A 24,511-nucleotide genomic window follows, 5' to 3' on the forward strand; every position below is an offset into this window, starting at 1 on the left:
CCATAACGTGAACACGTGTGCGGCGATCTGTCACAAGGATGTTGCGATCGGCCCCGTATGACGAACCCATTGCAATTTTCAACAATGGGGGGCTCATGTTCAAATCGATCGCCACAGCGCAAACCAGCTGCCGCGTCCTTGTCCGGCGCCTGATCGCCGGGACGGCGCTCCCTCCGGTGCTGCTGTTTGCGGTGCATCCGGCGCTCGCGCAGAGCGTCGGCAATCCGCATGAATTGCTGGTCAGCACCGCGGTCTATGCCGGCAAGGCGTCGACCGTCGTCGTGGGCCAGACGCTGCCGACCGGCGCGAAGGCGGTGGCCGACGGCAGCTATCCGGGCGTCTTCAACAACGTGGCGGTTGATTCGAACTTCGGCGTGACCGCGCCGGTGGTGATCAAGAAATTCCATCTGGAAGGCCACAGGCTTCGCGAAATCGGCGCGCTGACCGTTCCGGCGGATGTGGCGGTGACCAGTTTCAGCTCGAAGTCGGAATTGTCGCTGCATTTGTCGCCCGACGGCAAGGCCGTGACCTTCATAGGCTATGACGCCGCGGTGAACCAGCTCGACATCTCCAACTCCAATTCGCCGAACCATGTCGATCCTACCAATCCGGACACCGGCATGCATGCGCGCGTGGTGGCGGAACTCGGTTTCGACGGCGCGCTGCACCGGACCAAGGTCAACGTCTACAGCGGCGACAACGGCCGCGGTGCGATCCGCGCCAACAAGGTCAATGGTACCCAGGCCGACCAGTACTTCACGGTCGGCAATGCCGGCAATGGCAGCGGCATCCAGCCGGTGCTCGTCGTCAACGACACCGGCGTGCAGCTCGCAACGCCCGGTGTCGATGGGTCCGATGCCGTGGTTGGCGTGCAGCAGGGAACGCCCGGCAGCAAGAACGGCTTCCAGTTCGGCTTCTCGGTTGCCCAGCTCGGCTTTGCGGTCGACAAATCCGGCAAGGACAACAATTTCCGCGGCATCGCGATCTCCGGCAACACGCTCTACGTGACCAAGGGCAGCGGCAGCAACGGCATCAACACGGTCTATCAGGTTGGTCAGGCCGGCGTGCTGCCGACCCGCGATACCGCTGCCTCGACGACGTTCAGCATTCTTCCGGGCTTCCCGAACAATCCCTCGGCGAATTCGGGTGCGAATGGTTTCTATCCGTTCGGCATCTGGTTCGCCAATGCGACGACGCTTTATGTCGCCCAGGAAGGCGACGGCGTTCTGGCGGACGCGGCCACGTCGACGACCGCGGGCCTGCAGAAATGGGTTTATGCCAATGGCAGCTGGAGCCTTGCCTACACGCTGCAGAAGGGTCTGAACCTCGGTGCGACCTATCACGTGAACGGCTATCCGACCGATCCGGCGACCGGCGGCCTGCGCAACATCACCGGCCGCCTCAATCGCGACGGCACCGCGACGATCTTCGCGGTGACGTCGACAGTGAGCAGTTCGGTTGAGCCGGGCGCCGATCCGAATTCGGTGGTCGCGATCACCGACAAGGTCGCGGCAACGCAGCTTCCCGCATATGAAGCCTTCGATGTCGTCGCGGCGCCCGCATTTGGAATGGTCTACCGCGGCGTCTCGTTCGCGCCGGTCAATTGCGATGGCGATCACGGCCACGACAACGACCACGACGCGGACGACATCTGCGGCCCGACCAGGATCGCCGCGGGGCATTGATCGCCAGCAACCGGCGGAGCCTGTGCCGGCTCTTGCGGCAGGGCCTCGCTGGATTAATCCCAACAGCAGCGCGCGATCGGCAGTTGCCGGTCGGGCCGATGCGTTCAAATGCGCACAGGCGCCTCAGCCGCCATCAAGCGCAGCGAGACGGTCGGCTTCCGCGATGTCTTCCACGGTGTTGGCATTGAAGAACGGGTCCAGCGGCTCGGTCGGCCATGCGACCGTTGCGAGCGGATAGCGCGCGGTCCAGCGATCGATCTTGCGCACGTCCTCCTCGACGAGCGCGTGGCGCAATTCACCCCGCAAGCGCACGCTCCAGAGACCGATCACGGGATGGGTCTGCCCGCCGGATGATGCGACCGCGAGCTCGGCATTCTCGGCCGCGCGCGCCTGCTCCAGGCGTGTAACGAGATCGCGCGGCAGGAACGGACAGTCGCCCGCCGCGCTCAGCACCCACTTCGCATCCGGCCGGTTGGCGGCGGTCCAGTCGAGCGCGGCCAGGATGCCGGCGAGGGGACCCGGATAGTCGGCGACATCGTCGGCGACCACCGGCAGGCCGAACGCGGCGAACCGCGCGGGATCGCCATTGGCGTTGATGATCAGCCCGCGGCATTGCGGCGCGAGCCGGTCGATCACCCGTTGCAGGATGGTGCGGCCGGCGATCATGCGCATCGGCTTGTCGCCGCCGCCCATCCGCCGCGCGAGCCCGCCGGCGAGCAAAACGCCGGGGATCTCAGTCATTGTCGGTCTCGCCCTTGCGCTTGTGCCGCATCGATTCCTCTTCGACATAGTCGAGGTTCTGGTCGTAGACGATCCGCTCCTCACCCGACAGCGCGATGAAGCGTTTGCCGCGGGCGCGCCCGACCAGCGTCAGCCCGACCTGCCGCGCCAGATCGACGCCCCATGCGGTGAAGCCGGAGCGGGACACCAGGATCGGGATGCCCATCCGCACCGTCTTGATCACCATCTCCGAGGTGAGGCGGCCTGTGGTGTAGAGGATCTTGTCGGCCGGATCGACATTGTGGCGATAGATCCAGCCCGCGATCTTGTCGACGGCATTGTGGCGGCCGACATCCTCGGTGTAGCAGATGGGCGTGGCCTCCTTGCACAGCACGCAGCCGTGGATAGCGCCGGCTTCCAGATAGAGCGACGGCATCGTGTTGATGGTGTGCGTCATCCGGTAGAGCCAGGAGGTGCGCAGCTCGGCCTTCGGCAGCGCGACCTTCTCGACGGCTTCGAGCAGGTCGCCGAACGCCGTGCCCTGGGCGCAGCCCGAGGTCTGCGTGCGCTTCTTCAGCTTGGCCTCGAAATTGGTGTGGTGCGCGGTGCGTACCACGACGACCTCGAGATCGTCGTCATATTCGACCTCGGTGACGACGTCGTCGTACTTCAGCATGTTCTGGTTCAACAGGTAGCCGAGCGCCAGGTATTCGGGATAATCGTTGATCGTCATCATCGTGACGATCTCCTGCGCGTTGAGGTACAGCGTCAGCGGCCGCTCCACCGGCACCTTGATCTCGGTCCGCGCGCCGGTCTGATCGACGCCGACCACGCGCTCGGTCAGGCGCGGATCGTCCGGGTCAGGAACAATGATGGGAGCGGTGGTTTTCGCGGTCACAGGTCGCAGTCCCGATGGGTTCACATGGTGGCGAAGCTGGGGATATAAGCACGGTCGGAGACCGACTGGCCACTCTCCGCCGGCTTGCCGGAACCGTCATGGTTGGTCCGGCTTGAAGGATAACGCCGCAGTTCGCGATCCGGGTCGAACGAATCTTGTCGATGGCGAAAACTGAGAAAGATCATGGCGCAGCTTTCGGACGACTGCTTCGCGTTCGGCGGACCGATGATGTCGGTCGACGAAGCCGTCGCGATCATCGCCGCGCGCGTCAAGCCGGTCGGGGAGACGGAGACCGTTGCACTGGTTGACGCCGACGGGCGTATCCTGGCCGGCGACGTCGCCGCGCCGCTGCCGCTGCCGCCGTTCATGAATTCCGCTGTCGACGGTTACGCGGTATCCGGCGCCGACGTGCCGGCGAGCGGCGAGCGCGCGTTTCCGGTCGCCGGGCGGGTGCAGGCGGGTGCGCCGGCAGCGCCCGCACGGCGCGGCCAGGCGGTGCGGATCTTCACCGGGGCGCCGATGCCCGACGGCACCGACACCGTGTTCATGCAGGAAGACGTGCGGATCGACGATGTGGGCAGCGTGATTTTGCCGTCCGGCCTGAAGGCCGGCGCCAATGTGCGTCCGGCCGGGGAGGATATTGCGCGCGGCCACGTCGCGCTGGCGTCGGGCCGGCGCCTGCGCCCGCAGGACATCGCCGTTGCGGCGGCGTTCGGGCTGACCACGCTCGATGTGGTGCGGCGGCTGCGCGTCGGGGTATTCTCCACCGGCGACGAGCTGGCGGCGCCCGGGAGCGTGCGCACTGAGGCGCAGCTGTTCGATTCCAACCGCTTCATGCTGATGGCGATGTTGCGGCGGCTCGGTTGCGAGGTCGGCGATCTCGGCATCCTGCGCGACGAGCGGGCCGAACTTGCCGATGCGCTGAAGCAGGTCGCGCGGCGCTACGACCTGATCCTGACCACCGGCGGGGTCTCGACCGGGGAAGAGGACCACGTCAAGGCCGGCATCGAGCAGGCCGGTTCGCTGGTGCTGTGGCGGATGGCGATCAAGCCGGGGCGGCCGGTGGCGATGGGCATCATCGACGGCACGCCGCTGATCGGATTGCCCGGCAATCCCGTGGCGAGCTTCGTCACTTTTGTGCACGTCGTGCGGCCGACCGTGCTGGCGCTGTCGGGCGCGGTGCCGACGCCCTTGCAGCCGATGCCGGTGCGGGCGGCTTTCAGCTACAAGAAGAAGAGCGGGCGGCGTGAATATGTCCGCGCCTCGCTGCGCCGGGCGGCGGACGGTGCGCTGGAGGCGACCAAGTTTCCCCGCGAAGGGGCAGGGCTGCTGTCGTCGCTGGTCGAGACGGACGGGCTGATCGAGCTCGGCGAGGCCGTCGTGCGGGTCGAGCCGGGCGATGCCGTCGGCTTTCTCGGCTACGCCGATCTGCTGTGAGCGGATCGCGCGATTTGAAATTCAGATCGCCCGATAGGTAAACATAAACAATGGCCTGCGCGGCAACCCGACGCTGCTAGAGGCGTTCTAAATCTGCTTGCCTGTGGCATGCCAGCGAATAGAGTTGAGTTGAACCGGCGCTATCAAAGCGGTGTTCCAAGACGCGGTTTCAAGACGCGGTTTCAAGGCGAGGATTCATGAGCCAAGGCGACGTTCACAAGGTCCGCGCGTTCGAGCATCCCGGACAGGGCAGGAAGCGGGCGAAAGCCACGCCCAAGGGACGCCAGGTCGACCCGGTGGCTGCGCATGAGATCGAGGCGCTGCTCGCGGACCGGCCGCGACAGCGCGATATGCTGATCGAGTACCTGCATCTGATCCAGGACAAATACCATCAGATCTCGGCGGCGCATCTGGCTGCGCTCGCCGACGAGATGAAGTTGTCCTTCGCCGAGGTGTTCGAGACCGCGACCTTCTACGCGCATTTCGACATCGTGAAGGAAGGCGAGCCGGATATCGCGCCGCTCACCGTGCGGGTTTGCGATTCGCTGACCTGCGCGATGCTCGGCGGCGAACAGCTCTTGAAGGATCTTCAGTCCCGCGCCGGTCACGGCATCCGCGTGGTGCGCGCGCCGTGCGTCGGCCGCTGCGACACCGCGCCCGCGGCCGAGGTCGGCCACAACTTCGTCGACCATGCCACCGTCAGCACCGTGCTGGCCGCGGCGAAGAGCGGCGACACCCATGTGCACCTTCCGTCATACATCGACTACGATGCCTATGTCGCCGGTGGCGGCTACCAGCTGCTGACGCGCCTGCGCTCGGGCGAACTGCCGCGCGAAGACCTGCTGAAGGCGCTCGACGATGCCTCGCTGCGCGGCCTCGGCGGCGCCGGTTTTCCGACCGGCCGCAAATGGCGCGCCGTGCTCGGCGAGCCCGGTCCGCGGCTGATGGCCGTCAACGGCGACGAGGGCGAGCCCGGCACGTTCAAGGACCGCTATTATCTCGAGACCGATCCGCATCGCTTCCTCGAGGGCATGCTGATCGGCGCCCAAATCGTCGAGGCGACCGAAGTCTACATCTACATCCGCGACGAATACCCGGCCTGCCGCGAGATCCTCGCGCGCGAGATCGCAAAGCTGCCGCCCGGTGGCCCTGTGCTGCATCTGCGGCGCGGCGCCGGCGCCTATATCTGCGGCGAGGAATCCTCGCTGCTGGAATCGATCGAGGGCAAGCGCGGCCTGCCGCGGCACAAGCCGCCCTATCCGTTCCAGGTCGGGCTGTTCGGCCTGCCGACGCTGATCAACAACATCGAGACCTTGTGGTGGGTGCGCGACATCGTCGAGAAGGGCGCCGACTGGTGGAAGAGCCACGGCCGCAACGAGCGCCACGGCCTGCGCAGCTTCTCGGTATCGGGACGCGTCAGGAATCCCGGCGTCAAGCTCGCGCCGGCCGGCATCACGCTGCGCCAACTGATCGACGAGTTCTGCGGCGGCATGGTCGATGGCCACACCCTGCAAGCCTATCTGCCGGGCGGCGCGTCGGGCGGCATCCTGCCGGCGTCGATGGACGACATCCCGCTCGATTTCGGCACGTTGGAGAAATACGGCTGCTTCATCGGCTCCGCCGCGGTGGTCGTGCTGTCGCAGGCCGATGACGTCAGGGAGGCCGCGCTGAACCTGATGAAGTTCTTCGAGGACGAGAGCTGCGGGCAATGCACGCCCTGCCGCGCGGGCACCGAGAAGGCGGCGCTGTTGATGCAGCAGCCGGTCTGGAACAAGGAGCTGCTCGACCAATTGAGCCAGGCGATGCGCGACGCATCGATCTGCGGCCTCGGTCAGGCAGCGTCCAATCCGCTGACCTCGGTGATCAAGTATTTTCCGGACGGCTTTCGTCCGCAGCAAGCCGCCGAATAGGCGGACCAGGCAGGGCGAATTTCGACGAGGATTTGAATGAGCAAGGACAAGAACTCTCCGCCGCAGGGTTACGGTCACGACGCCAAGGGCGCGGCCGGAGGAAGCAATGCCCCAGATGGTCGCGTCACCGTCACGCACAGCGAGCCGATCGGCAAGGTCGGCGGAACGAGTGGCGCGCCGCAGATGATCCAGTTCGAGCTCGACGGCCATCAGGTCGAGGCGCGGGCCGGCGAAACCATCTGGCAGGTCGCGAAACGTCAGGGCACCGAGATCCCGCATCTCTGCTATTCGCCGGCGCCGGACTATCGGCCCGACGGCAATTGCCGCGCCTGCATGGTCGAGATCGAAGGCGAGCGCGTGCTGGCGGCGTCGTGCAAACGGACGCCTTCCGTCGGCATGAAGGTGAAGTCGGCGAGCCAGCGCGCGGTCGCGGCGCAGAAGATGGTGATGGAGCTGCTCGTCGCCGACCAGCCGGCGCGCGAGACCTCGCACGATCCGGATTCGAAATTCTGGCACTGGGCCGAGAAGACCGGCGTCACCGAGAGCCGCTTCCCGGCGACCGAGCGTTGGCACGCCGACACCAGCCATCCGGCGATGCGCGTCAATCTCGACGCCTGCATCCAGTGCGGCCTCTGCGTGCGGGCGTGCCGCGAGGTGCAGGTCAACGACGTCATCGGCATGGCTTATCGTAATCACGACGCGAAAATCGTGTTCGACTTCGACGATCCGATGGGCGAATCGACCTGCGTCGCCTGCGGCGAGTGCGTGCAGGCCTGCCCGACCGGCGCGCTGATGCCGGCCGTGATGCTCGACGACAAGCAGACCCGCGTAACTTATCCCGACCGGAAAGTGGATTCACTCTGCCCGTATTGCGGCGTCGGCTGCCAGGTCACCTATGAGGTCAAGGACGAGAAGGTGATCTACGCGGAAGGCCGCGATGGTCCCGCCAATCACAATCGGCTCTGCGTCAAGGGCCGCTTCGGTTTCGACTACATCCATCACCCCAATCGCCTGACCAAGCCGCTGGTGCGGCTGCCCGGCGTCAAGAAGGACGCCAACGATCAGGTCGATCCGGCCAATCCCTACACTCACTTCCGCGAAGCGACCTGGGAAGAAGCGCTCGATCTTGCCGCAGCCGGCTTGCGCAAGATCCGCGACGAGAAGGGCGCCAAGGCGCTCGCAGGCTTCGGCTCGGCCAAGGGCTCCAACGAGGAAGCCTATCTGTTCCAGAAGCTGGTGCGCACCGGCTTCGGCTCCAACAATGTCGATCACTGCACGCGGCTGTGCCACGCTTCGTCGGTCGCGGCCTTGTTCGAGGGGCTGAGCTCCGGCGCGGTGTCGGCGCCGTTCGCGGCCGCCGCCGATGCCGAGGTGATCTGGGTGATCGGCGCCAATCCGACCGTGAACCATCCGGTCGCCGCGACCTACATCAAGAACGCCGCCAAGCGCGGCGCCAAGCTCTACGTGATGGACCCGCGCCGGCAGGCGCTGTCGCGCCATGCCACCATGCACCTCGCCTTCAAGCCGGGCAGCGACGTCGCGATGCTGAACGCGATGATCCACACCATCATCACCGAAGGGTTGACCGACGAGCAGTACATCGCCGGCTATACCGAGGGCTATGACGACCTCAAGGCCAAGATCCAGGAGTTCACGCCGGAACGCATGTCGGCGGTCTGCGGCATTCCCGCGGATACGCTGCGCGAGGTGGCGCGTGCTTACGCGCGGGCCAAGTCGTCGATCATCTTCTGGGGTATGGGCATCAGCCAGCATGTCCACGGCACCGACAATGCGCGCTGCTTGATCGCGCTCGCGCTGATCACCGGCCAGGTCGGCCGTCCCGGCACCGGGCTGCATCCGCTGCGCGGGCAGAACAACGTGCAGGGAGCCTCCGACGCCGGCCTGATCCCGATGTTCCTGCCGGACTATCAGCCGGTCGGCCGCGACGACATGCGCGGCGCGTTCGAGAGGCTATGGGGGCAGGAGCTGGATCCGGTGCGCGGGCTCACCGTGGTCGAGATCATGAACGCGATCCACGCCGGCGAAATCCACGGCATGTATGTCGAGGGCGAGAATCCCGCGATGTCCGACCCGGATTTGCAGCACGCGCGCGAGGCGCTGGCCAAGCTCGATCATCTCGTGGTGCAGGACCTGTTCGTCACCGAGACCGCGTTCCACGCCGACGTCATCCTGCCGGCCTCGGCGTTCGCCGAAAAATCCGGCTCCTTCACCAACACCGACCGCCGCGTGCAGCTGGCACGCGAGGTGATCAAGCCGCCGGGCGATGCGCGGCAGGATCTCTGGATCATCCAGGAGATCGGCAAGCGGATGGGCTTGCCGTGGAATTATGCCGGGCCGGGCGAGGTCTTCACCGAGATGGCCGAGCTGATGCCGTCGCTGAAGAACATCACCTGGGAGCGCCTGGTGCGCGAGGGCGCGGTGACCTATCCGGTCGACGATCCCGACAAGCCCGGCAACGAGATCATCTTCACCACCGGCTTCCCGACCGCGAGCGGCCGCGGCAAGATCGTGCCGGCCAAGGTGATCCCGCCGGATGAGTTGCCCGACGACGAGTATCCGATGGTGCTGTCGACCGGACGTGTGCTCGAACATTGGCACACCGGCTCGATGACGCGCCGCGCCCAGGTGCTCGACCAGATCGAGCCCGAGGCGGTCGCGTTCATGACGCCGAAGGACATGCGCAAGAAGGGGCTCGCGCCCGGCGACTTCATCCGGCTCGAGACCCGCCGCGGCGCGGTCGAGGTCAAGGTGCGCGCCGACCGCGACGTGCCCGAGAACATGGTCTTCATGCCGTTCTGCTACGCAGAGGCGGCGGCGAATTTGTTGACCAACCCCGCGCTCGATCCGTTCGGCAAGATTCCGGAGTTCAAGTTCTGCGCCGTCCGCGCCGAGAAGATCGATATCCGCACCGCGGCCGAATAGCGGTCGTGGCACGGAATGGGGAGCCGCTGCATTGACGACGATCAAGGTCATCATCTCCGGCGGCTTTGCTGCAGTCTACCGGGAGGTGCTGCCCGAATTCGAGCGAAGCACCGGCATCAAGGTGGAAACCGGATCCGGCGCGTCGGAGGGCACCGGTCCGAAAACCATCCGGCACCAGCTTGCGCACGGCACCGAGGCGGATGTCGTCATCCTTTCGCGCGAGGGACTTCGCACGTTGGTCGAAGACGGTCGGATTCGTCCAGGCTCCGACGCCGGGCTGGCGACGGCGCCGCTGGCCGCCGCGGTTCGCGCCGGCGATCGCAAACCTGATATCAGCAGTGACGTCGCTCTCCGAAAAGCCTTGATCGACGCGGGCCAAATAGTGGCGCCGAGCAGCACCAGCGGACAGTTCGTCCGCGACAGGATCTTTCCGAAGCTGAACTTGCCGGACGCGGTGCGGCTCACCCTCGAGGCGCGCGGCACCGAGGCGGCCGAAGCGCTGCGGGCGGGCAAGGCAAATCTCTCGATCGGGCCGACCAGCGAACTGGTTCAGGAGACCGGCATCGACTTGGTCGGCCTGCTGCCCGTCGATCTCCAGCTGGTCCAGACCTTCACGGCGGCCATCGTCAGCGACGCCAGGGCGCCGGAAGCGGCTAAGCGCTTGATCGATTTTTTGTCATCGGACAGCGATCGCTTGCTCGCCGCGATCAAGCGGGCGGGCATGGAGCCGTCACGCGGCTGACCTGCTGCCGCTGAGAGGATGTGAAGCTTTGTCCTCATCCACTGTTGTCGTCGCCCGGCTCGACCGGGCGACCCAGTACGCCGAGGCCTATCGGCACGAGCACAGCCGTCTCTGGAATACTGGATCACCCGCATGCGCGGGTGATGACACTGAGCAAGCTGAGTAGTTCAATTCCGTCGCCCTGACGCGGACCTGCGGCTCAGTTGTTGCTCGGGGCGGCGCTCAGCGGCGCGCCGCCGGTCGAAATCGGACCTGACGGCTTTGGCGCCCGAACCGACGGCTTCCGCGACTTCGGGGCGGCCTGCGCGACCGGCGCATGCGGTTGTTCGGCCGCGGCCGGTGGCACGGGAGCCGGGGCGGGACGTTGCAGCGCCTCGACCTTCGACGCCAGGGCCGCCAGTTGGTCGGTGATCGTCTTCAGCTGCTCCTGCTGGTCGGCCACCGACTTGCCGAGCGCACCGATGTCATCCTCGAGCTTCTGCTGGGCGGCAAGCAGATCCGGCAGCGCCTCCTTGTCGGTCGCTGCCTTGTCGCCGGCCGCGGCGTTGCCGAGCGACGGGACCAGCGGTGCGATTTGCGGCCAGGCGTAGACGCCGCCTGCGCCCGCAAGGGCCAGGATGATGACGATCAACAGGAACCACGGCCAGCGGCGGCGCGCGGCCGGAATCGGTCTTGTCGGCGCATGGTCATGCCATGCCTGGTCGGAATCGTGGGTCACCCATGCTTCCTAGTCTGCTTCGGCGGCTGTTGCAATCGACGCCGAGTCTGATCACTTTGGCGTCCATGTCCCTTTCGTCCGGAGCCCCATTGGCGCCCACCCACACGTCCCAGCTTCTTGAGGAACTCGTCGCTCAAGCACCGGACGGCCCCGTCGACCTCGAATGGCTCCTCAGCAATCTGGACAAGCGGTCGTTCGGCCTGCTCCTGCTGCTGCTCGGGCTCTTGGTGATCATTCCCGGCATCGCGACAATTGCGACGCTGGCGCTGCTGTTTCCCGCAGTCGAGATGATGCTCGGCCACAGCGCGCCGTCGTTTCCGCGTTTCGTGTCGAAGCGGCAGTTCGACTTCAAGCGCTTCAAGCGGTTCACCGTCTTTGTCCGCCCGATGCTGCAGGCGATCGAGCGGGTCAGCCGGCCGCGCTGGGATGCGCGCCGCGATGTGATCGACCGCCTCGTCGGGCTGGTGGTCTTTCTGCTGGCCTTTTCGGCCGGCTGGCCGCTGCCGCTGGTCAACGTCATTCCGGGGATGGTGGTCGTGCTGATCGCGATCGCCTATCTGCAGGAAGACGGCCTGCTGCTGGCCATTGCGATGGCGGCTGCGCTGATTTCCCTGGCCGGGCTCGGATGGACGCTCTGGGCATCGGTCGAAGCCGTGATGGCCTGGACGGGGCTCTGACCTTCGAGGGCGAGGGTAAGCTCAGGAGACTCAAGGGGTCGACATCCCCTGCAGGCATGATCATTTATCTCGCCCGACGTCGCGGCACACAGCGGCGCGAATGGGGAGAACACATGCGTTGCATCACGCTCGCGGCAATCGCCGCGCTCAGCCATGCGTCCCTGCGGGTGGTGACCTGCCCGACATTTCCAGCCGATCGATCTTGAGGTAGCCTGTCGCCAGCCGGGACGTGACGGAGCCGCCATGCTCACGCTCTATTCCTATCCGCCGTTGTTCGGCGTTGCCGACAACAATGGCTACGGGCTGAAGGTGTTCGCCTTTCTGAAGCTCGCCGGCGTGCCGTTCCGGCACGAACACATTTTCGATGCTTCGATGGCGCCGCGTCAGCAATTGCCCTATATCGTCGACGGCGATGACACCGTCGGCGACAGCGAGACCATCCTCGGCTATGTCACCGAAAAATATCGCGTGACGCTGGATGCGGCGCTGACGCCGGCACAGCGGACGACCAATCTGCTCGTCACGCGGACGCTCGACGATCTCTATTGGGTGATGTCCTATTCGCGCTGGCAGGACGAGCGCTACTGGCCCCAATTTCGCGATGCGCTCAAGCGCGAGCACCCGGGTCTCACCGACGACGGGTTGATGAAGGCCAAGGCGTTCAACGCCCAGCGCTATTACTACCAAGGCATCGGCCGCTTCGCGCCCGACGCCGCGATTGCCCGCGGGCTCGCCGATCTCGCGGCCCTCGCGAGCCTGATCCCGGCGCAAGGCTATGTGCATGGCGACATGCCGACCTCGATCGACGCCGGCATCTATGGATTCATTGCCAACATCTATTTCTACGACATCGCAACGCCGCTGAAGGCATTCGTGGCATCGCATGATGCGCTGGCACGACATTGCCGTGCGATCCACGCGGCCGTTGCGCTCTGATCCAGCGCGGACGGCTGACCTGTCCGTGGAACTACGGCTCTTGATTAAGCGCCAGCATTAGGGAACGATACCACAGGGCCATGGAAAGGCCCTCGCCCTTCAGGCGAGGAGGAAAGTCTTGAACGGACAAATGCATCCGGCGGCACCGCATCATTTGCCGTTCTTCGTTCCGGGTCCCGACGGCGCCGACACCCTGATGGTGGTGATGGGCATCTTCCTGGTCGCGACCATCCTGTATGTGGGCACGCTGTACTGGAAGCTGCACAGCCTGCCGGAGCGGATGGCGCACAAGTCGCAGAAGCTGCAGTTCGAGATCGTCGCCGTCCTCGGCCTGATCTCGCTGTTCACCCATCTGCACATCTTCTGGATCGCCGGTTTGCTGCTCGCGATGATCGACCTGCCGGATTTCAGCACGCCGCTGCGCACCATCGCGGGATCGGTGGAGCGGATTGCCGACGCCACGCCACCGCGGCCGGTGCCGGTACCGGAGCCGGATGCCAGCTCTGCCGCAGAGGAGGGGCAGGGCCATGCTTGAGCTCCTGCTGTGCTCCCTGTTCACGATCCTGCCGGACTATCTCTATCGCCGCTACCGGCAGGGCAAGCGCTTCGGCAAGGAGATCACCTTCTTTTCGGTCTGGCACGAGCTCAGATGGGGCATCACCGGCTGCCTGATGCTGACCATCGCGCTGATCACCATGATCTTCTACTATCATCCCTCCACCAATTCGGCGGCGATCTACTTCCGTACCGTACCGATCCTGCCTGAGGTGGCCGGCCGCGTCGCCGAAGTGAATGTCGGCTACAGCGCACCCGTGAAGATGGGCGATGTCCTGTTCAGGCTCGATAATTCGAAGCAGCAGGCCGCGCTGGAATCCGCGAAGCGGAAAGTCGCCGAGGTCGACGCGTCCCTGACAAGCGCGCGGGCCGACGTGGTCAAGGCCGAGGCCCAGGTCGGCGAGGCCCGGTCGCACTGGCAGCAGGCCAAGGACGAGCTGGACAGCAAGAGCGAGCTGCAGCGCCGCAATCCCGGCATCGTGCCGCAGCGCGACATCGAGAAGCTCCAGGTCGCCGTCGATCAAAGACAAGCCGGCATCGATGCTGCGAGCGCGGCACGGGAGACCGCGGCGCTGCGCGTCTCCACGCTGCTGCCCGCCGAGAAGGCCAGCGCCGAGGCGGCGATGGCGGAGGCGCAGGTCGATCTCGACAAGACATATATTCGTGCCGGCGTCGACGGACGGGTCGAGCAATTCACCTTGCGGACCGGCGACGTCGTCAATCAGATGATGCGCCCGGCCGGCATATTGATCCCCGAGGGCGCGGGCCGGAGCGTGCTGCAGGCCGGCTTTGGCCAGATCGAGGCCCAGGTCATGAAGCCCGGCATGATCGCCGAGGCGACCTGCATCTCGAAGCCCTGGGTGATCATTCCGCTCGTCGTCACCGGCGTGCAGGACTACATCGCTGCCGGTCAATTCCGCTCCGGCGAGCAACTGATCGATCCGCAAGCGCTGCGCCAGCCGGGCTCGATCCTGACATTCCTCGAGCCGCTCTATGCCGGCGGTCTCGAAGGCGTCACGCCGGGCTCCAGTTGCATCGTCAACGCCTACACCAGCAACCACGATGCGATCGCTGATCCCAGGACCGGCGCGCTCAAGGGCTTTGCCTTGCATGTCGTCGACGCCACCGGGCTGGTGCACGCGCTCCTGCTGCGGATCCAGGCCTTGCTGCTGCCGGTCAAGACGCTGGTGCTGAGCGGCCACTGAGCATCGTTCGCTTGCAGAAGTGTTGCCGATTGGACACGACGGGCAAATCAGCAAAACGCGTCAAGTGGCGGGGATGAAAATATTTCGCTTTATCCGAAGCGCAACTCAGTGTATGAATTTCCCCGTCTCACCCGACACGAGGGGCGCTTCGCGGTCGTCACGAACGCGGGTCGAGATGCGGTGGACGCCGATTGCGCAGTCGACGAATGCGTATGAGGCGGACGGCGAAGTCGTGCAGGCCTGACGCCCTAGTGGTAGGTGTCTCTTCCGATTGCGCATTGCGCGTTGCGAAGACGGTGACAACAAAGCCCAGTCTCGCCGGGGAGAGCACGTATAAGCCGTAACCCATCGCGCAGGGAAAGCCGGATTGCTCCGGTTACACCTGTGGTCCTACCCCCGAGCTTTCTACCCTTTTGCTCGGGGCCCATGGGTGCGATCGGCACCCGGCTTTCCCTGCGCCCTCTGCAAGAGAGAGGGCGGAAACGAAGAGCAAGACTCGGGCAATTCATGTCGCGAGAATGCGAAGCTGTATCCCATCCTCAACTGTCATCGCCCGGCTCGACCGGGCGATCCAGTACGCCGCGCCCTTTCGGCCCAAGCACAACCGTCTCTGGAATACTGGATCACCCGCTTTCGCGGGTGATGACACCGACAGTGTGGCAATTGAATCGAAACCCATCCTCATTGTCGTAATGGCGGAAGCCAGGACCCATTACCCCGAATGCGCATTGTTGCGCGACGCTGGGGCCGCGATCCCGTTCATCACCGAACGCGGAGGTTATGGGTCCTGGCTTTCGCCAGGACGACAACGAAGAGTCCCTTCGCAACACAAGCCGCGGCGTATGGGTCCCGGCCTTCGCCGGGACGACCAGTGTTTGGGGTCAGCATTCGTGCCCGGCGAATCCGCCATTGCCGAACCTCGCATTGACCGCATGGCCATGACCGGGCACAGCGTGCGGGCAGTGTCATCGAGCGGTCGCAAGAGCCGCAGGAAATACCGTTGCGTCGGATTTTTGCAGCGCAGCAATCGCGCCATTGGCCCCTGCTAAAGGGGCAATGGCAATCGCCGTTGCTTCTCTGTAATGGTGCGACCGGATGTCTCGGGGCCGGAAATCGTGCTCCGCAATTACGCGGGAGGAAACATGCGTAAATTCATATTGGCTGCGGCATCGATCGCGGCGTTGAGCTTTGTCGGACAGGCCTCCGCGCAGGCGCCGATCGTTCTCAAATTCAGCCACGTGGTGGCCTCGGATACGCCAAAGGGCAAGGCGGCCGACAAGTTCAAGGAACTGGCCGAGAAGTACACCGGCGGCAAGGTGAAGGTCGAGGTCTATCCGAACTCGACGCTTTACAAGGACAAGGAAGAGCTCGAGGCACTGCAACTCGGCGCGGTGCAGATGCTGGCGCCGTCGAACTCGAAGTTCGGCCCGATCGGCATCAAGGAATTCGAAGTCTTCGATCTGCCCTACATCCTCCCCGACCTGAAATCGCTGCGCAAGGTGACCGATGGTCCGCTCGGCGCCCAGCTACTCAAGAAGCTGGATTCCAAGGGCATGACCGGTCTCGCCTACTGGGACAACGGCTTCAAGCAGATGAGCGCCAACAAGAAGCTGGTCGCGCCCGCCGACTACAAGGGGCTCAAATTCCGCATCCAGTCGTCGAAGGTGCTGGAGGCACAGTTCCGCGCGCTCGGCGCGATTCCGCAGGTGATGGCGTTCTCCGACGTCTACCAGGCACTGCAGACCGGCGTGGTCGACGGCCAGGAGAACACCTGGTCGAACATCTACACCCAGAAAATGCATGAGGTGCAGAAATACGCCACCGTCACCAATCACGGCTACATCGGCTACGTCGTGGTCGTGAACAAGAAATTCTGGGACGGCCTGCCGGGTGACATCCGCGACGAGTTGTCCAAGGCGATGAAGGAAGCCACCGAGTTCGGCAACAACCAGTCCGCCAAGGAGAACGACGACGCGCTGGCCGAGATCAAGAAGGCCGGCAAGACCGAGATCATTGCGCTGACCCCCGAGCAGGACGAGGCGATGCGCAAGGCGATGATGCCGGTCTACAAGGACGTCGCCTCGCGCGTCGGCCAGCCGCTGATCGACGAATTCCTCAAGGAAACGGGCCGCAGCCCGATGAACTGAGGCGGACGGCCTTATAGCCGCCGCGAAGGCGGTGCGCTTCCTCTCCCGCTTGCGGGGGAGGGTGGGGTGGGGGCTCTCTCCACGAGTCACGCTGTGGAGAGAACCCTCACCCGCATTGCATCTTCGATGCAATGCGACCTCCCCCGCAAGCGGGAGAGGTGGACTGAGTGCGCCGGACGGCCTCTCAAAAGAGAGCCGTCATGCAAGTGAATGGACGCCGCGGCCGCGCGAGGCCGCGGTCGGTGCCGTGGCCGGTTGCCGCATCAGGCCATGACAGGGGAGATCAATGCTGCTGAAGATTCTGGACCGGCTCGAGGAAATCATCATTGCGAGCCTGATGGGGGCCGCGACGCTCCTGACCTTCGTCACGGTCGTGCATCGCTTCCTGGTCGACGTTCCCGTGCTCTATCCGTATTTGTTCGGCATCAACCTCGCCTGGTCGCAGGAACTCTGCATCTACATGTTCATCTGGATGGCGAAGTTCGGCGCCGCCTATGGCGTGCGCACCGGCATCCATGTCGGCGTCGACGTGCTGATCAACCGCCTCAATGATTACTGGCGCAAGCGCACCATCACCTTCGGCCTGCTCGGCGGCGCGCTGTTCACCGCGATCGTCGGTACCATGGGTGCCAAGTTCGTGTACGAGCTGATGCACACCGACCAGGTGTCGCCGGACATGGAGATCCCGAGCTGGATCGTCTACGCCTGCATCCCGCTCGGCTCCTATCTGATGTGCTTCCGCTTCCTGCAGGTATGCTGGAATTACTGGTGGACCGATGAGCTGCCACACCATGACGCCTCCCATGTCGACGGCGTCGAGACCAGCAAGACCGCGCCTGTCGCGCTTGGAGAAGCGTGATGAGCGCCGCATTGATTTTCGGACTGCTGTTCGCCCTGATGCTGACGGGCATGCCGATCTCGATTTCTCTCGGCCTGACCGTGCTCACCTTCCTGTTCACCATGACCGAGGTGCCGATCGAGAGCGTCGGCCTGAAGCTGTTTTCGGGTCTCGACAATTTCGGCATCATGGCGATCCCGTTCTTCATCCTGGCGGGCACCTTCCTGACCCGCGGCGGCGTCGCGCGGCGGATGATCGCGTTCACGACCTCACTGGTCGGGCATCTGCCCGGCGGTCTTGGCTTGGCCGGCGTCGCGGCCTGCGCGATGTTCGCGGCGATCTCGGGCTCGAGCGTCGCCACCGTGGTCGCGATCGGCTCGATCATGATGCCGGCGATGGTCGATCACGGCTATCCGAAACGGTTCGGCGTCGGCGTGATCTCGACCTCGGGCGCGCTCGGCATCCTGGTGCCGCCCTCGATCATCCTGGTGCTGTACGGCGTCTCCACCAACACCTCGATCGGCGCGCTGTTCATGGCCGGCATCGTGCCGGGCGTGCTGCTCGCGCTGATGCTGGCCGCGGTGACCTTCTTCGTCGCGCAGCGCAACGGCTACCCGAAGATGCCGCGCGCCACGATCGCCCAGCAGTTGACCGCGTTCCGCGAAAGCATCTGGGGTCTCTTGCTGATCGCGATCGTGCTCGGCGGCATCTATGGCGGCATCTTCACGCCGACGGAGGCTGCCGCGGTCGCCGCGACCTACGCCTTCTTCATCACGGTGTTCGTCTACAAGGAGCTGAAACTCTCCGAGGTGCCGAAGGTGCTGCTGCAGGCGGCGAGCATGAGCTCGATGCTGCTCTACATCATCACCAATGCGGTGCTGTTCTCGTTCCTGATGACGCACGAGCAGATTCCGCAGGAGATGGCGGCCTGGATCATCGACAAGAACTTCTCCGTGTGGATGTTCCTGCTGGTCGTCAACATCATCCTGCTGCTCGCCGGCAACGTGATGGACCCGTCGTCGATCCTGCTGATCATGGCGCCGATCCTGTTTCCGCTGGCGACCAAGCTCGGCGTGCATCCGGTGCATCTCGGCATCCTGATGATCGTCAACACCGAGGTCGGGCTGTGCCATCCGCCGGTTGGCCTCAACCTCTACATCGCGAGCAGTATCGCCAAGATGGGCATCAGTGAGATCACGATCGCCGTCTTGCCGTGGTTGTGCGCGATGCTGGTGTTCCTCGGCCTGATCACCTACGTGCCGGAGATCTCGCTGTGGCTGCCGCGACTGTTGGGAATGATTTGAACCAAAGCGCAATCCTCGCGCGTCGGATATTTCTGACGGGCAATGATGTGGATTACATCTTGGTAAGAGAGGCCTCTCTGTCCAATCCGTAAGTTGAAGGCGAGGGCGGGCGGCATCATCTTCGAGCAACCTTCAAAGGAGGTTTCGATGAAGAAAGTTCTGCTCGCCGGTCTCGCGGCGCTCACGATAGCCGGCTCGACCGCGGTCTATGCCCAGCATCGGCCCTGGTTCCATGGCCAGATGCGGATGAGCCCCGAGGACCGCGCCGCCTTCCTCGACGCGCGCATCGCTGCGGTGCACGCCGGACTGAAGCTCAACGCCGATCAGGAGAAGCTGTGGCCACCGGTCGAGACCGCGGTGCGCGACTTCGCCAAAATGCGGCTCGATCGCGCCAATGCGCGGATGGCCGCGGAGAAGGCCGATGCCGACAAGGCCGGGAAGCCGGATGATCCGGTGGCGCGTCTGCGCGAGCGCGCCGACAACATGGCGGCAACCGCGACCTCGCTGAGGAAGATCGCCGACGCCGCCGACCCGCTCTACAAGACGCTCGACGACAATCAGAAGCGCCGGCTGAGCATGCTCACCCACATGGAAGGCCGCGGGTTCGGTGCCGAGGGCTGGCGCCGGCACCGCCTCGAGCGCGGCATGGACCGCTGGGAGCGCGGCGGCCGCGACCATCATTTCGACCGCGACGACGGCCCGGACCAGGAGCGCTCCGGCCGGCTCTGAGCATTGGCCGCGAACAGCATCGCCAAGTCCATGAAAGGCCGTCGGAATCCGGCGGCCTTTCGACGTCGTAAAAGTCGGGAAAACTTGCGCGAGCTTGCTGGACATCGCGGAATCGCTTTGCTAAACGACGGCCTCTCTTGCGAGGGTCATTTCCGGACAAGTTCCGGGCGCATAGCTCAGTTGGTAGAGCAGCTGACTCTTAATCAGCGGGTCCCAGGTTCGAGCCCTGGTGCGCCCACCAAGCTTTTCAATGACTTAGCTGTCTTGATCAGTTTGCGATCTCTCGCCGTTTACACTGCCGTTTACAGTTTTGTTCTCGCTTCGAGCTTGAGCACGGCAGCTTCAGCGAGCTCAATGTCACGGCCCAGGTAATGCGCGTCGAGAATAGCCTCGACGTCCTTCAGGCTGTGACCAGTAAAGGTCGCGATTTGCGGCACCGTTGCGCCGGCGACGGCCAGCCTGACCACGGCGGTTCCCCTGAGGTCATGGAAGGTCAGGTCTTCGACCCCAGCCCGGTCGCAGGCCTTTGACCAGGACGTCCGGAAGCCGTCGGGCGTCCAGGGGCGGCTGTAGGAATTGGTCAGAATGAGAGGGTTTCGCCGTCCTGCCTTGTCCAGCATGGCCTTGAGCGGAGCGCCCGCCGGCATCGCGATGCGGCGCCCCGTCTTCGACTGGCGCAGCCGGATATGCGAGCCGTCATAGGCCGACCAGGGCAGCCGCAAGAGATCGCCCTGCCGCTGGCCGGTCCACAAAGCCAGCATAAGAGCCAGCCTGATCTCGGCGCTGGCGGTCTCGAGCAAGGCCGCGATCTGCTGCTCGCCCCAGATATTGTCCTTGCGATCGGCCGCATAGAGGCGGCCGCCACGCTCGCACGGATTGCTGGCGATGATGCCGCGATCCTTTGCGAACGACATGATCCGCGCCAACGTGGTCCAAGCGTAGTCGGCCTTGCGAGGCGTTTCCGCAAACGAGTCCCGCCAGATCTTGAAGTCGCCGCGCACCCGACGATCGGCGAGCGCAGCGAGCGGCAGGTCCCCGAACTCGTTCTCGATGAGTTTGAGGTAGGAGAGGTACGAGCGGCGCGTGGAGGCGGCGAGGCCGGTAAACTCCGAGGCTGCTTTGTACTGCGCAATGATCGTCATGAAGGTGCCTGCGCGCGGCCGCCTCAGGCTTGCATGTGCGTCATTGTATGCGAGCAAGAACTCCGGCGTGTTTGGCTTTTCCGTAATCGCCGGGCCGCCACGCCAGGCGTAATAGTGGGTGCGCACCTCGCCATTGGCGAGCCGTCGCGTGACCTTATGTATGCCCTTCAGATTGACGCGCACGTTTCGCTCTCCACTCGTCGAGGGCAGATCTCGCAACGTCGGAAGTTTCTCGCGCCGGCAATCTGCTCAATGAGTCTAACGCGAGGTCAATCGCTTTCAAGTCCCAGCGAGACGTGCCGGAAAGAGCGGCGGGCAATCTGCCCATTTTCACCCATCTGGAAAAAGTGCTCGCGGACAGACCGCAGTACGAGGCGGCCTCTTCACGCGACACCAGGCGTTGGCCGATAGTGCTCCGAACAAACTCCATAGACTCTATCCAGTTGTGATGGAGCGGCGCCAAAGCGATCGGGAAGATCGCATTTTCCTCAGCCAGCGCAACTGCAAGGAGCGGTATCGAGGTCAAGTTGCCGCCCTGCAGGAGTACGATCGCGCATGCGCAGTCAAGCTCGGTCCAGCCATTCACATTGCCTTGAGCTGCAATCGGAATCGTCGAGTGCCGAGCGTGAGTGGTTTGCGAGCTGCGGCTCCGAATTCAATCGATCCTCGCTTGCCCGGCGCGGAGCGGTATCTGCCGCAAGTCATGTGGTGTTCCCCGAGAGGGACCAAATTGCCTGGACGTCCTTGATTGCAAAGCAATGACAGGCTGCCAAAAGCGCGTAACAAGCTCCAGTTTCAGTCAAATGTCATAATGCCTTTGCCTGGCGCGTGCAGCTGACGCCGCACCGGGCTCTCGTCAACCGGGCCGCACGGCGTCTCGGCTTCGATCCCTCGCGCAAGTAAGAGAGTATAATGTGTCGCTCGCCGGAGGCACTCGCCCGCGGGCCCCGCCGTCATTGCATGCCGGCGTCGCTATCACTGTCCCGCGCTCGGGTGCCTTGTTAACCGGTCTCGCGACCGCAGTCGCCTCGGTGCCCGCGTGCATTGCATGCCCGCGTCGCTATCACTGCCCTGTCGTCGGCTGCCTCTTTGATCTTGTCACTCTTGGCTTGATTTCACTTCTTTCGGGTTGCGCAGCGTTCTCATCGTCGAGGCTATGGGGCGCTGCCCCTCGCGCGCGCCAGGGTAGCGCGCCGGCTGGCGCCGGCGCCGACCCGAGCGGTCTCCCCGGTCTTCCGCGCTGTTCTCACTCTGCCGACGTTAGACGAAATGGACCTGCGCTTGTGCAGACCCGCTTCTGGCGAAGCGGCCCTTCGGGCGGGAGATCCCCCTCCGCCCGGGTCGCCCTGGCACTTGCTACCCCCGGTCTCGCCGACGGGCAGGGGCGCAGGCGCGGAGTGCGCCCTGCACCCATAGAAGCAAAAGGAAGAATGATCATGTCGGCCAAAACGTTTGGAATACCTGATGGAACAGAGGTTCGCATTCCGCTCGGCAAGCTCAAGAAGTCGCCGAAGAATGCGCGCAGGACGCCGCACAGCGAGGCGGCGATCGAGGCCTTGGCGGCGAGCATCGCCGTCAAAGGCATCCTGCAAAATCTGGTCGTCGAGCCGGAGGTCGACGGCGATGGGGCCGCGACGGGGTTCTTCTGTGTGACCATCGGCGAGGGCCGTCGGCTGGCTCAGTTGCTGCGGGTCAAGCGCAAGGAGATCAAGAAAAACGAGCTGATCCGCTGCGTCATCGATACCGCGAACGATCCCCACGAGATCAGCCTGGACGAGAATGTCACCCGGGAGCGGATGCATCCGGCCGATGAGTTCGACGCATTCCGGAAGCTCGCGGATGAGCGCGGGCTCGGTGCGGAGGAGATCGCGGCTCGCTTCGGTGTTACCGCGCATGTGGTGAGGCAACGCCTGCGGCTCGGCGCGGTTTCGCCCAGATTGGTGCAGCTCTATCGCGACGGCGATCTGACCCTTGAGCAGCTGATGGCATTTGCCATCACGGATGATCATGCCCGGCAGGAAGCCGTCTATGAGCGCCTGCCCTTCGACCCGGATGCTGCCACCATCCGCCGTCTGCTCACCGAAACCCACGTTCCTGCCACGGATCGACGCGCGCGTTTCGTCGGGCTCGAGGCCTATACGGAGGCGGGCGGCACGGTGCTGCGCGACCTCTTTACGGAGGATCGCGGCGGCTATCTGGAAGACGTTTCGCTGCTCGATCTCTTGGTGACCGCAAGGCTCGGCCGCGAGGCGGATACCTTGCGGGCGGCCGAGGGATGGAAGTGGACGGAAGCCCATCTCGACTTCCCGCATGCCCATGGCATGCGCCGCGTCTACCCGCATCCGGTCGAGCTTTCGGCGGAGGATGAGGCCGCCCTCGAGGCGGTTCAGACCGAGTTCGACCGGCTGACCGAGCAGCATCAGACGGCCGAGGAACTGCCTGACGAGGTGGATGCGCGGTTCGGCGAGCTGGAGACAGAGATCGAGCGACTGGAGGCAAAGCGGCAGGCTTACGATGCCGCCGACGTTGCGCGCGGTGGCGCCTTCGTGGCTCTCAATCACGACGGCACGGTGCGGGTCGAACGGGGTTTCATCCGCCCGGAGGACGAGAAACCCCATGCTGAAACCGGCCCGGAGAGCGGCGCCGAGGCGCGGGATGAAGCGGACCGGGAAGGCGAGGAAGGCGCGCCGGATGGCGAGGACGACGAAGGCGCGGCCGACGAGGAGGACGAGAACCAACGGCTATCCGACTCCCTTGTTCGCGATCTGACCGCGCACCGGACCTTGGGGCTGCGGCTCAATTTGAGCGAGCAGCCTGATGTTGCCATCGTGGCGGTTACCCATGCGCTCGCCGCGCAAATTTTCTATCTCGGAGCGAATGCGCATGTGGTCGGCATCCAGCCGGTGCGGACCGATCTGGCTGCGCACGCAGCCGGGATCGAGGACACTCCGGCCGGAAAAAGTTGGTCGGATCGCCATGCCAATTGGGCGCGGCAGATGCCCAGAGACGTCGCCGGACTGTGGGAGTTCGTGGCCGAGCTCGACCACGACAGCCGCATGGCGCTGTTCGCGCATTGCGTCGCGCTCACGGTCAATGCGGTCAAATTGCCGTTCGACCGGAGGCCGCGCGCGCTGGTGGCGGCCCGCCGTTTGGCCGAGGCCGTGGCCCTCGACATGACCGCCTACTGGAGGCCGACCGTGCGCAGTTATCTCGGCCGCGTCACCAAGGCGAACATCCTGGCGGCGGTCCGCGAAGGCGTCGGCGGGGAGGCGGCCGAGCGGCTGACCGACATGAAGAAGGCCGACATGGCGCAAGCCGCCGAGCAGCTGTTGGCGGCGATCGGCTGGCTGCCGACGCTGCTGCGAACGGCCGTGCCGCAGGGGCAAGGCGGTCTCCAAGGCGAGGCGCAAGGCAACGAACTCGGAGCGGAAGCTGCGGAGTAAAATCAGCGCCGGGGCCGCTTAGGCGGCCCCGGCGGGCTCAAAAATTTTGGCCGCGCACCTGACGGTACGCGGCCGATTCCATGGATGCAAAGCGGCGACTCCCCACGCAAGAGCTCCCTCCGATTGGGGGCGGATGACCCGTCTGATCTACGCCGATTGCTGCAGCCAGGGTGGCTGTACCGTGTACCCGTCGACCTTCACCAGCGATGCGCAGATCGGGGCCGGAAAACACGGATCGTGCCTTCACCGCGCTTGCCGAGAGCGCATTGGGACGGACAAATAGTCTGGCAGTGTGACCGGTTTCCCATGCGAGCATGTGGCCGGGTTTCCTTGCGTCAATCCGGCTCAGTCTTCACTGACATTGATGTGCGGACATCGCTTTGCGCGAGCCGGTGTAGCCGTTGTCAATGCCGCGTAGCCGGCCGTCGCTATGATAATCTCCTTCAGTTCCGTCATGGAGCTCGCGTCCATCGCAGTCACGA

At 64.6% G+C, this 24,511-nt stretch carries 19 protein-coding genes and 1 tRNA gene; 15 read left to right on the forward strand and 5 right to left on the reverse strand.

Annotated elements, in window-relative coordinates; all coding sequences use genetic code 11:
* The first annotated feature begins 95 nt into the window (after window positions 1–95).
* Window positions 96–1,685, forward strand: coding sequence for a hypothetical protein (locus ACVIW0_RS10010; protein WP_461352165.1), 1,590 nt, complete (start codon window positions 96–98; stop codon window positions 1,683–1,685).
* Window positions 1,686–1,808: 123 nt separating this feature from the next.
* Here the strand turns inward: ACVIW0_RS10010 and mobA are convergent, their stop codons facing one another.
* From mobA to ACVIW0_RS10025, 3 genes are read right to left on the reverse strand one after another with little or no spacing between them, the layout of a single operon-like run.
* Window positions 1,809–2,426, reverse strand: a complete 618-nt coding sequence (gene mobA, locus ACVIW0_RS10015) for a molybdenum cofactor guanylyltransferase MobA (RefSeq protein ID WP_461352166.1) — start codon at window positions 2,424–2,426, stop codon at window positions 1,809–1,811.
* The gene (locus tag ACVIW0_RS10020) at window positions 2,419–3,303 is read right to left on the reverse strand and encodes a formate dehydrogenase accessory sulfurtransferase FdhD (protein WP_461352167.1); all 885 of its coding nucleotides are present in this window, start codon (window positions 3,301–3,303) and stop codon (window positions 2,419–2,421) included. The genes mobA and ACVIW0_RS10020 overlap by 8 nt, the downstream gene beginning before the upstream one ends.
* 20 nt (window positions 3,304–3,323) lie before the next feature.
* Window positions 3,324–3,488 (reverse strand): hypothetical protein, encoded by a 165-nt coding sequence (locus ACVIW0_RS10025; RefSeq protein ID WP_461352168.1) that lies wholly within the window; start codon window positions 3,486–3,488, stop codon window positions 3,324–3,326.
* Between ACVIW0_RS10025 and ACVIW0_RS10030 the strand changes: the two genes are divergently transcribed.
* The 4 genes from ACVIW0_RS10030 to ACVIW0_RS10045 all read left to right on the forward strand — a co-directional run bounded on the left by ACVIW0_RS10030 (window position 3,487) and on the right by ACVIW0_RS10045 (window position 10,335).
* Window positions 3,487–4,740 (forward strand): molybdopterin molybdotransferase MoeA, encoded by a 1,254-nt coding sequence (locus ACVIW0_RS10030; RefSeq protein WP_461352169.1) that lies wholly within the window; start codon window positions 3,487–3,489, stop codon window positions 4,738–4,740. The two genes, ACVIW0_RS10025 and ACVIW0_RS10030, sit on opposite strands and share 2 nt — an antisense overlap.
* A gap of 197 nt (window positions 4,741–4,937) precedes the next feature.
* Window positions 4,938–6,650 carry an NAD(P)H-dependent oxidoreductase subunit E gene (locus tag ACVIW0_RS10035; RefSeq protein WP_461352170.1) on the forward strand — a complete coding sequence of 571 codons (1,713 nt, stop codon included), beginning with the start codon at window positions 4,938–4,940 and terminating at the stop codon, window positions 6,648–6,650.
* Window positions 6,651–6,833: 183 nt separating this feature from the next.
* Window positions 6,834–9,593, forward strand: a complete 2,760-nt coding sequence (fdhF, locus tag ACVIW0_RS10040) for a formate dehydrogenase subunit alpha (protein WP_461357292.1) — start codon at window positions 6,834–6,836, stop codon at window positions 9,591–9,593.
* Between the two features lie 31 nt (window positions 9,594–9,624).
* Window positions 9,625–10,335: a substrate-binding domain-containing protein gene (locus ACVIW0_RS10045; protein ID WP_461352171.1), complete on the forward strand. Its 711-nt coding sequence runs from the start codon at window positions 9,625–9,627 to the stop codon at window positions 10,333–10,335.
* Between the two features lie 199 nt (window positions 10,336–10,534).
* Here ACVIW0_RS10045 and ACVIW0_RS10050 read toward each other — a convergent pair whose 3' ends face one another.
* Window positions 10,535–11,053, reverse strand: a complete 519-nt coding sequence (locus ACVIW0_RS10050) for a hypothetical protein (RefSeq protein ID WP_461352172.1) — start codon at window positions 11,051–11,053, stop codon at window positions 10,535–10,537.
* A gap of 89 nt (window positions 11,054–11,142) precedes the next feature.
* Between ACVIW0_RS10050 and ACVIW0_RS10055 the strand changes: the two genes are divergently transcribed.
* The 9 genes from ACVIW0_RS10055 (at window position 11,143) to ACVIW0_RS10095 (ending at window position 19,685) form a co-directional block, all read left to right on the forward strand.
* Complete coding sequence (locus ACVIW0_RS10055) at window positions 11,143–11,730, forward strand: exopolysaccharide biosynthesis protein (RefSeq protein ID WP_461352173.1); 588 nt, start codon at window positions 11,143–11,145, stop codon at window positions 11,728–11,730.
* A 243-nt stretch (window positions 11,731–11,973) separates the two neighbouring features.
* The gene (locus ACVIW0_RS10060; RefSeq protein WP_461352174.1) at window positions 11,974–12,666 is read left to right on the forward strand and encodes a glutathione S-transferase family protein; all 693 of its coding nucleotides are present in this window, start codon (window positions 11,974–11,976) and stop codon (window positions 12,664–12,666) included.
* 118 nt (window positions 12,667–12,784) lie between these two features.
* Window positions 12,785–13,201 (forward strand): hypothetical protein, encoded by a 417-nt coding sequence (locus tag ACVIW0_RS10065; RefSeq protein WP_461352175.1) that lies wholly within the window; start codon window positions 12,785–12,787, stop codon window positions 13,199–13,201.
* Window positions 13,194–14,426 (forward strand): HlyD family secretion protein, encoded by a 1,233-nt coding sequence (locus ACVIW0_RS10070; protein WP_461352176.1) that lies wholly within the window; start codon window positions 13,194–13,196, stop codon window positions 14,424–14,426. The genes ACVIW0_RS10065 and ACVIW0_RS10070 overlap by 8 nt, the downstream gene beginning before the upstream one ends.
* A gap of 1,142 nt (window positions 14,427–15,568) precedes the next feature.
* The gene (locus ACVIW0_RS10075) at window positions 15,569–16,573 is read left to right on the forward strand and encodes a TRAP transporter substrate-binding protein (protein ID WP_461352177.1); all 1,005 of its coding nucleotides are present in this window, start codon (window positions 15,569–15,571) and stop codon (window positions 16,571–16,573) included.
* Window positions 16,574–16,859: 286 nt separating this feature from the next.
* Window positions 16,860–17,432 carry a TRAP transporter small permease gene (locus ACVIW0_RS10080; RefSeq protein ID WP_461352178.1) on the forward strand — a complete coding sequence of 191 codons (573 nt, stop codon included), beginning with the start codon at window positions 16,860–16,862 and terminating at the stop codon, window positions 17,430–17,432.
* Window positions 17,432–18,715, forward strand: coding sequence for a TRAP transporter large permease (locus tag ACVIW0_RS10085; protein ID WP_461352179.1), 1,284 nt, complete (start codon window positions 17,432–17,434; stop codon window positions 18,713–18,715). Before ACVIW0_RS10080 ends, ACVIW0_RS10085 begins: the two co-directional genes overlap by 1 nt.
* 147 nt (window positions 18,716–18,862) lie before the next feature.
* Window positions 18,863–19,444: a Spy/CpxP family protein refolding chaperone gene (locus tag ACVIW0_RS10090; RefSeq protein ID WP_461352180.1), complete on the forward strand. Its 582-nt coding sequence runs from the start codon at window positions 18,863–18,865 to the stop codon at window positions 19,442–19,444.
* A 165-nt stretch (window positions 19,445–19,609) separates the two neighbouring features.
* A tRNA-Lys gene (locus tag ACVIW0_RS10095) sits at window positions 19,610–19,685 on the forward strand.
* 61 nt (window positions 19,686–19,746) lie between these two features.
* Here ACVIW0_RS10095 and ACVIW0_RS10100 read toward each other — a convergent pair.
* On the reverse strand, window positions 19,747–20,769 hold the full coding sequence (locus ACVIW0_RS10100) for a tyrosine-type recombinase/integrase (protein ID WP_461352181.1): 1,023 nt from the start codon (window positions 20,767–20,769) through the stop codon (window positions 19,747–19,749).
* Between the two features lie 1,247 nt (window positions 20,770–22,016).
* On the opposite strand from ACVIW0_RS10100, the gene ACVIW0_RS10105 reads away from it, so the two are divergent.
* The gene (locus tag ACVIW0_RS10105; RefSeq protein ID WP_461352182.1) at window positions 22,017–24,029 is read left to right on the forward strand and encodes a ParB/RepB/Spo0J family partition protein; all 2,013 of its coding nucleotides are present in this window, start codon (window positions 22,017–22,019) and stop codon (window positions 24,027–24,029) included.
* Window positions 24,030–24,511: the final 482 nt, after the last annotated feature.

The sequence above is a fragment of the Bradyrhizobium sp. USDA 4454 genome, from assembly GCF_054822705.1.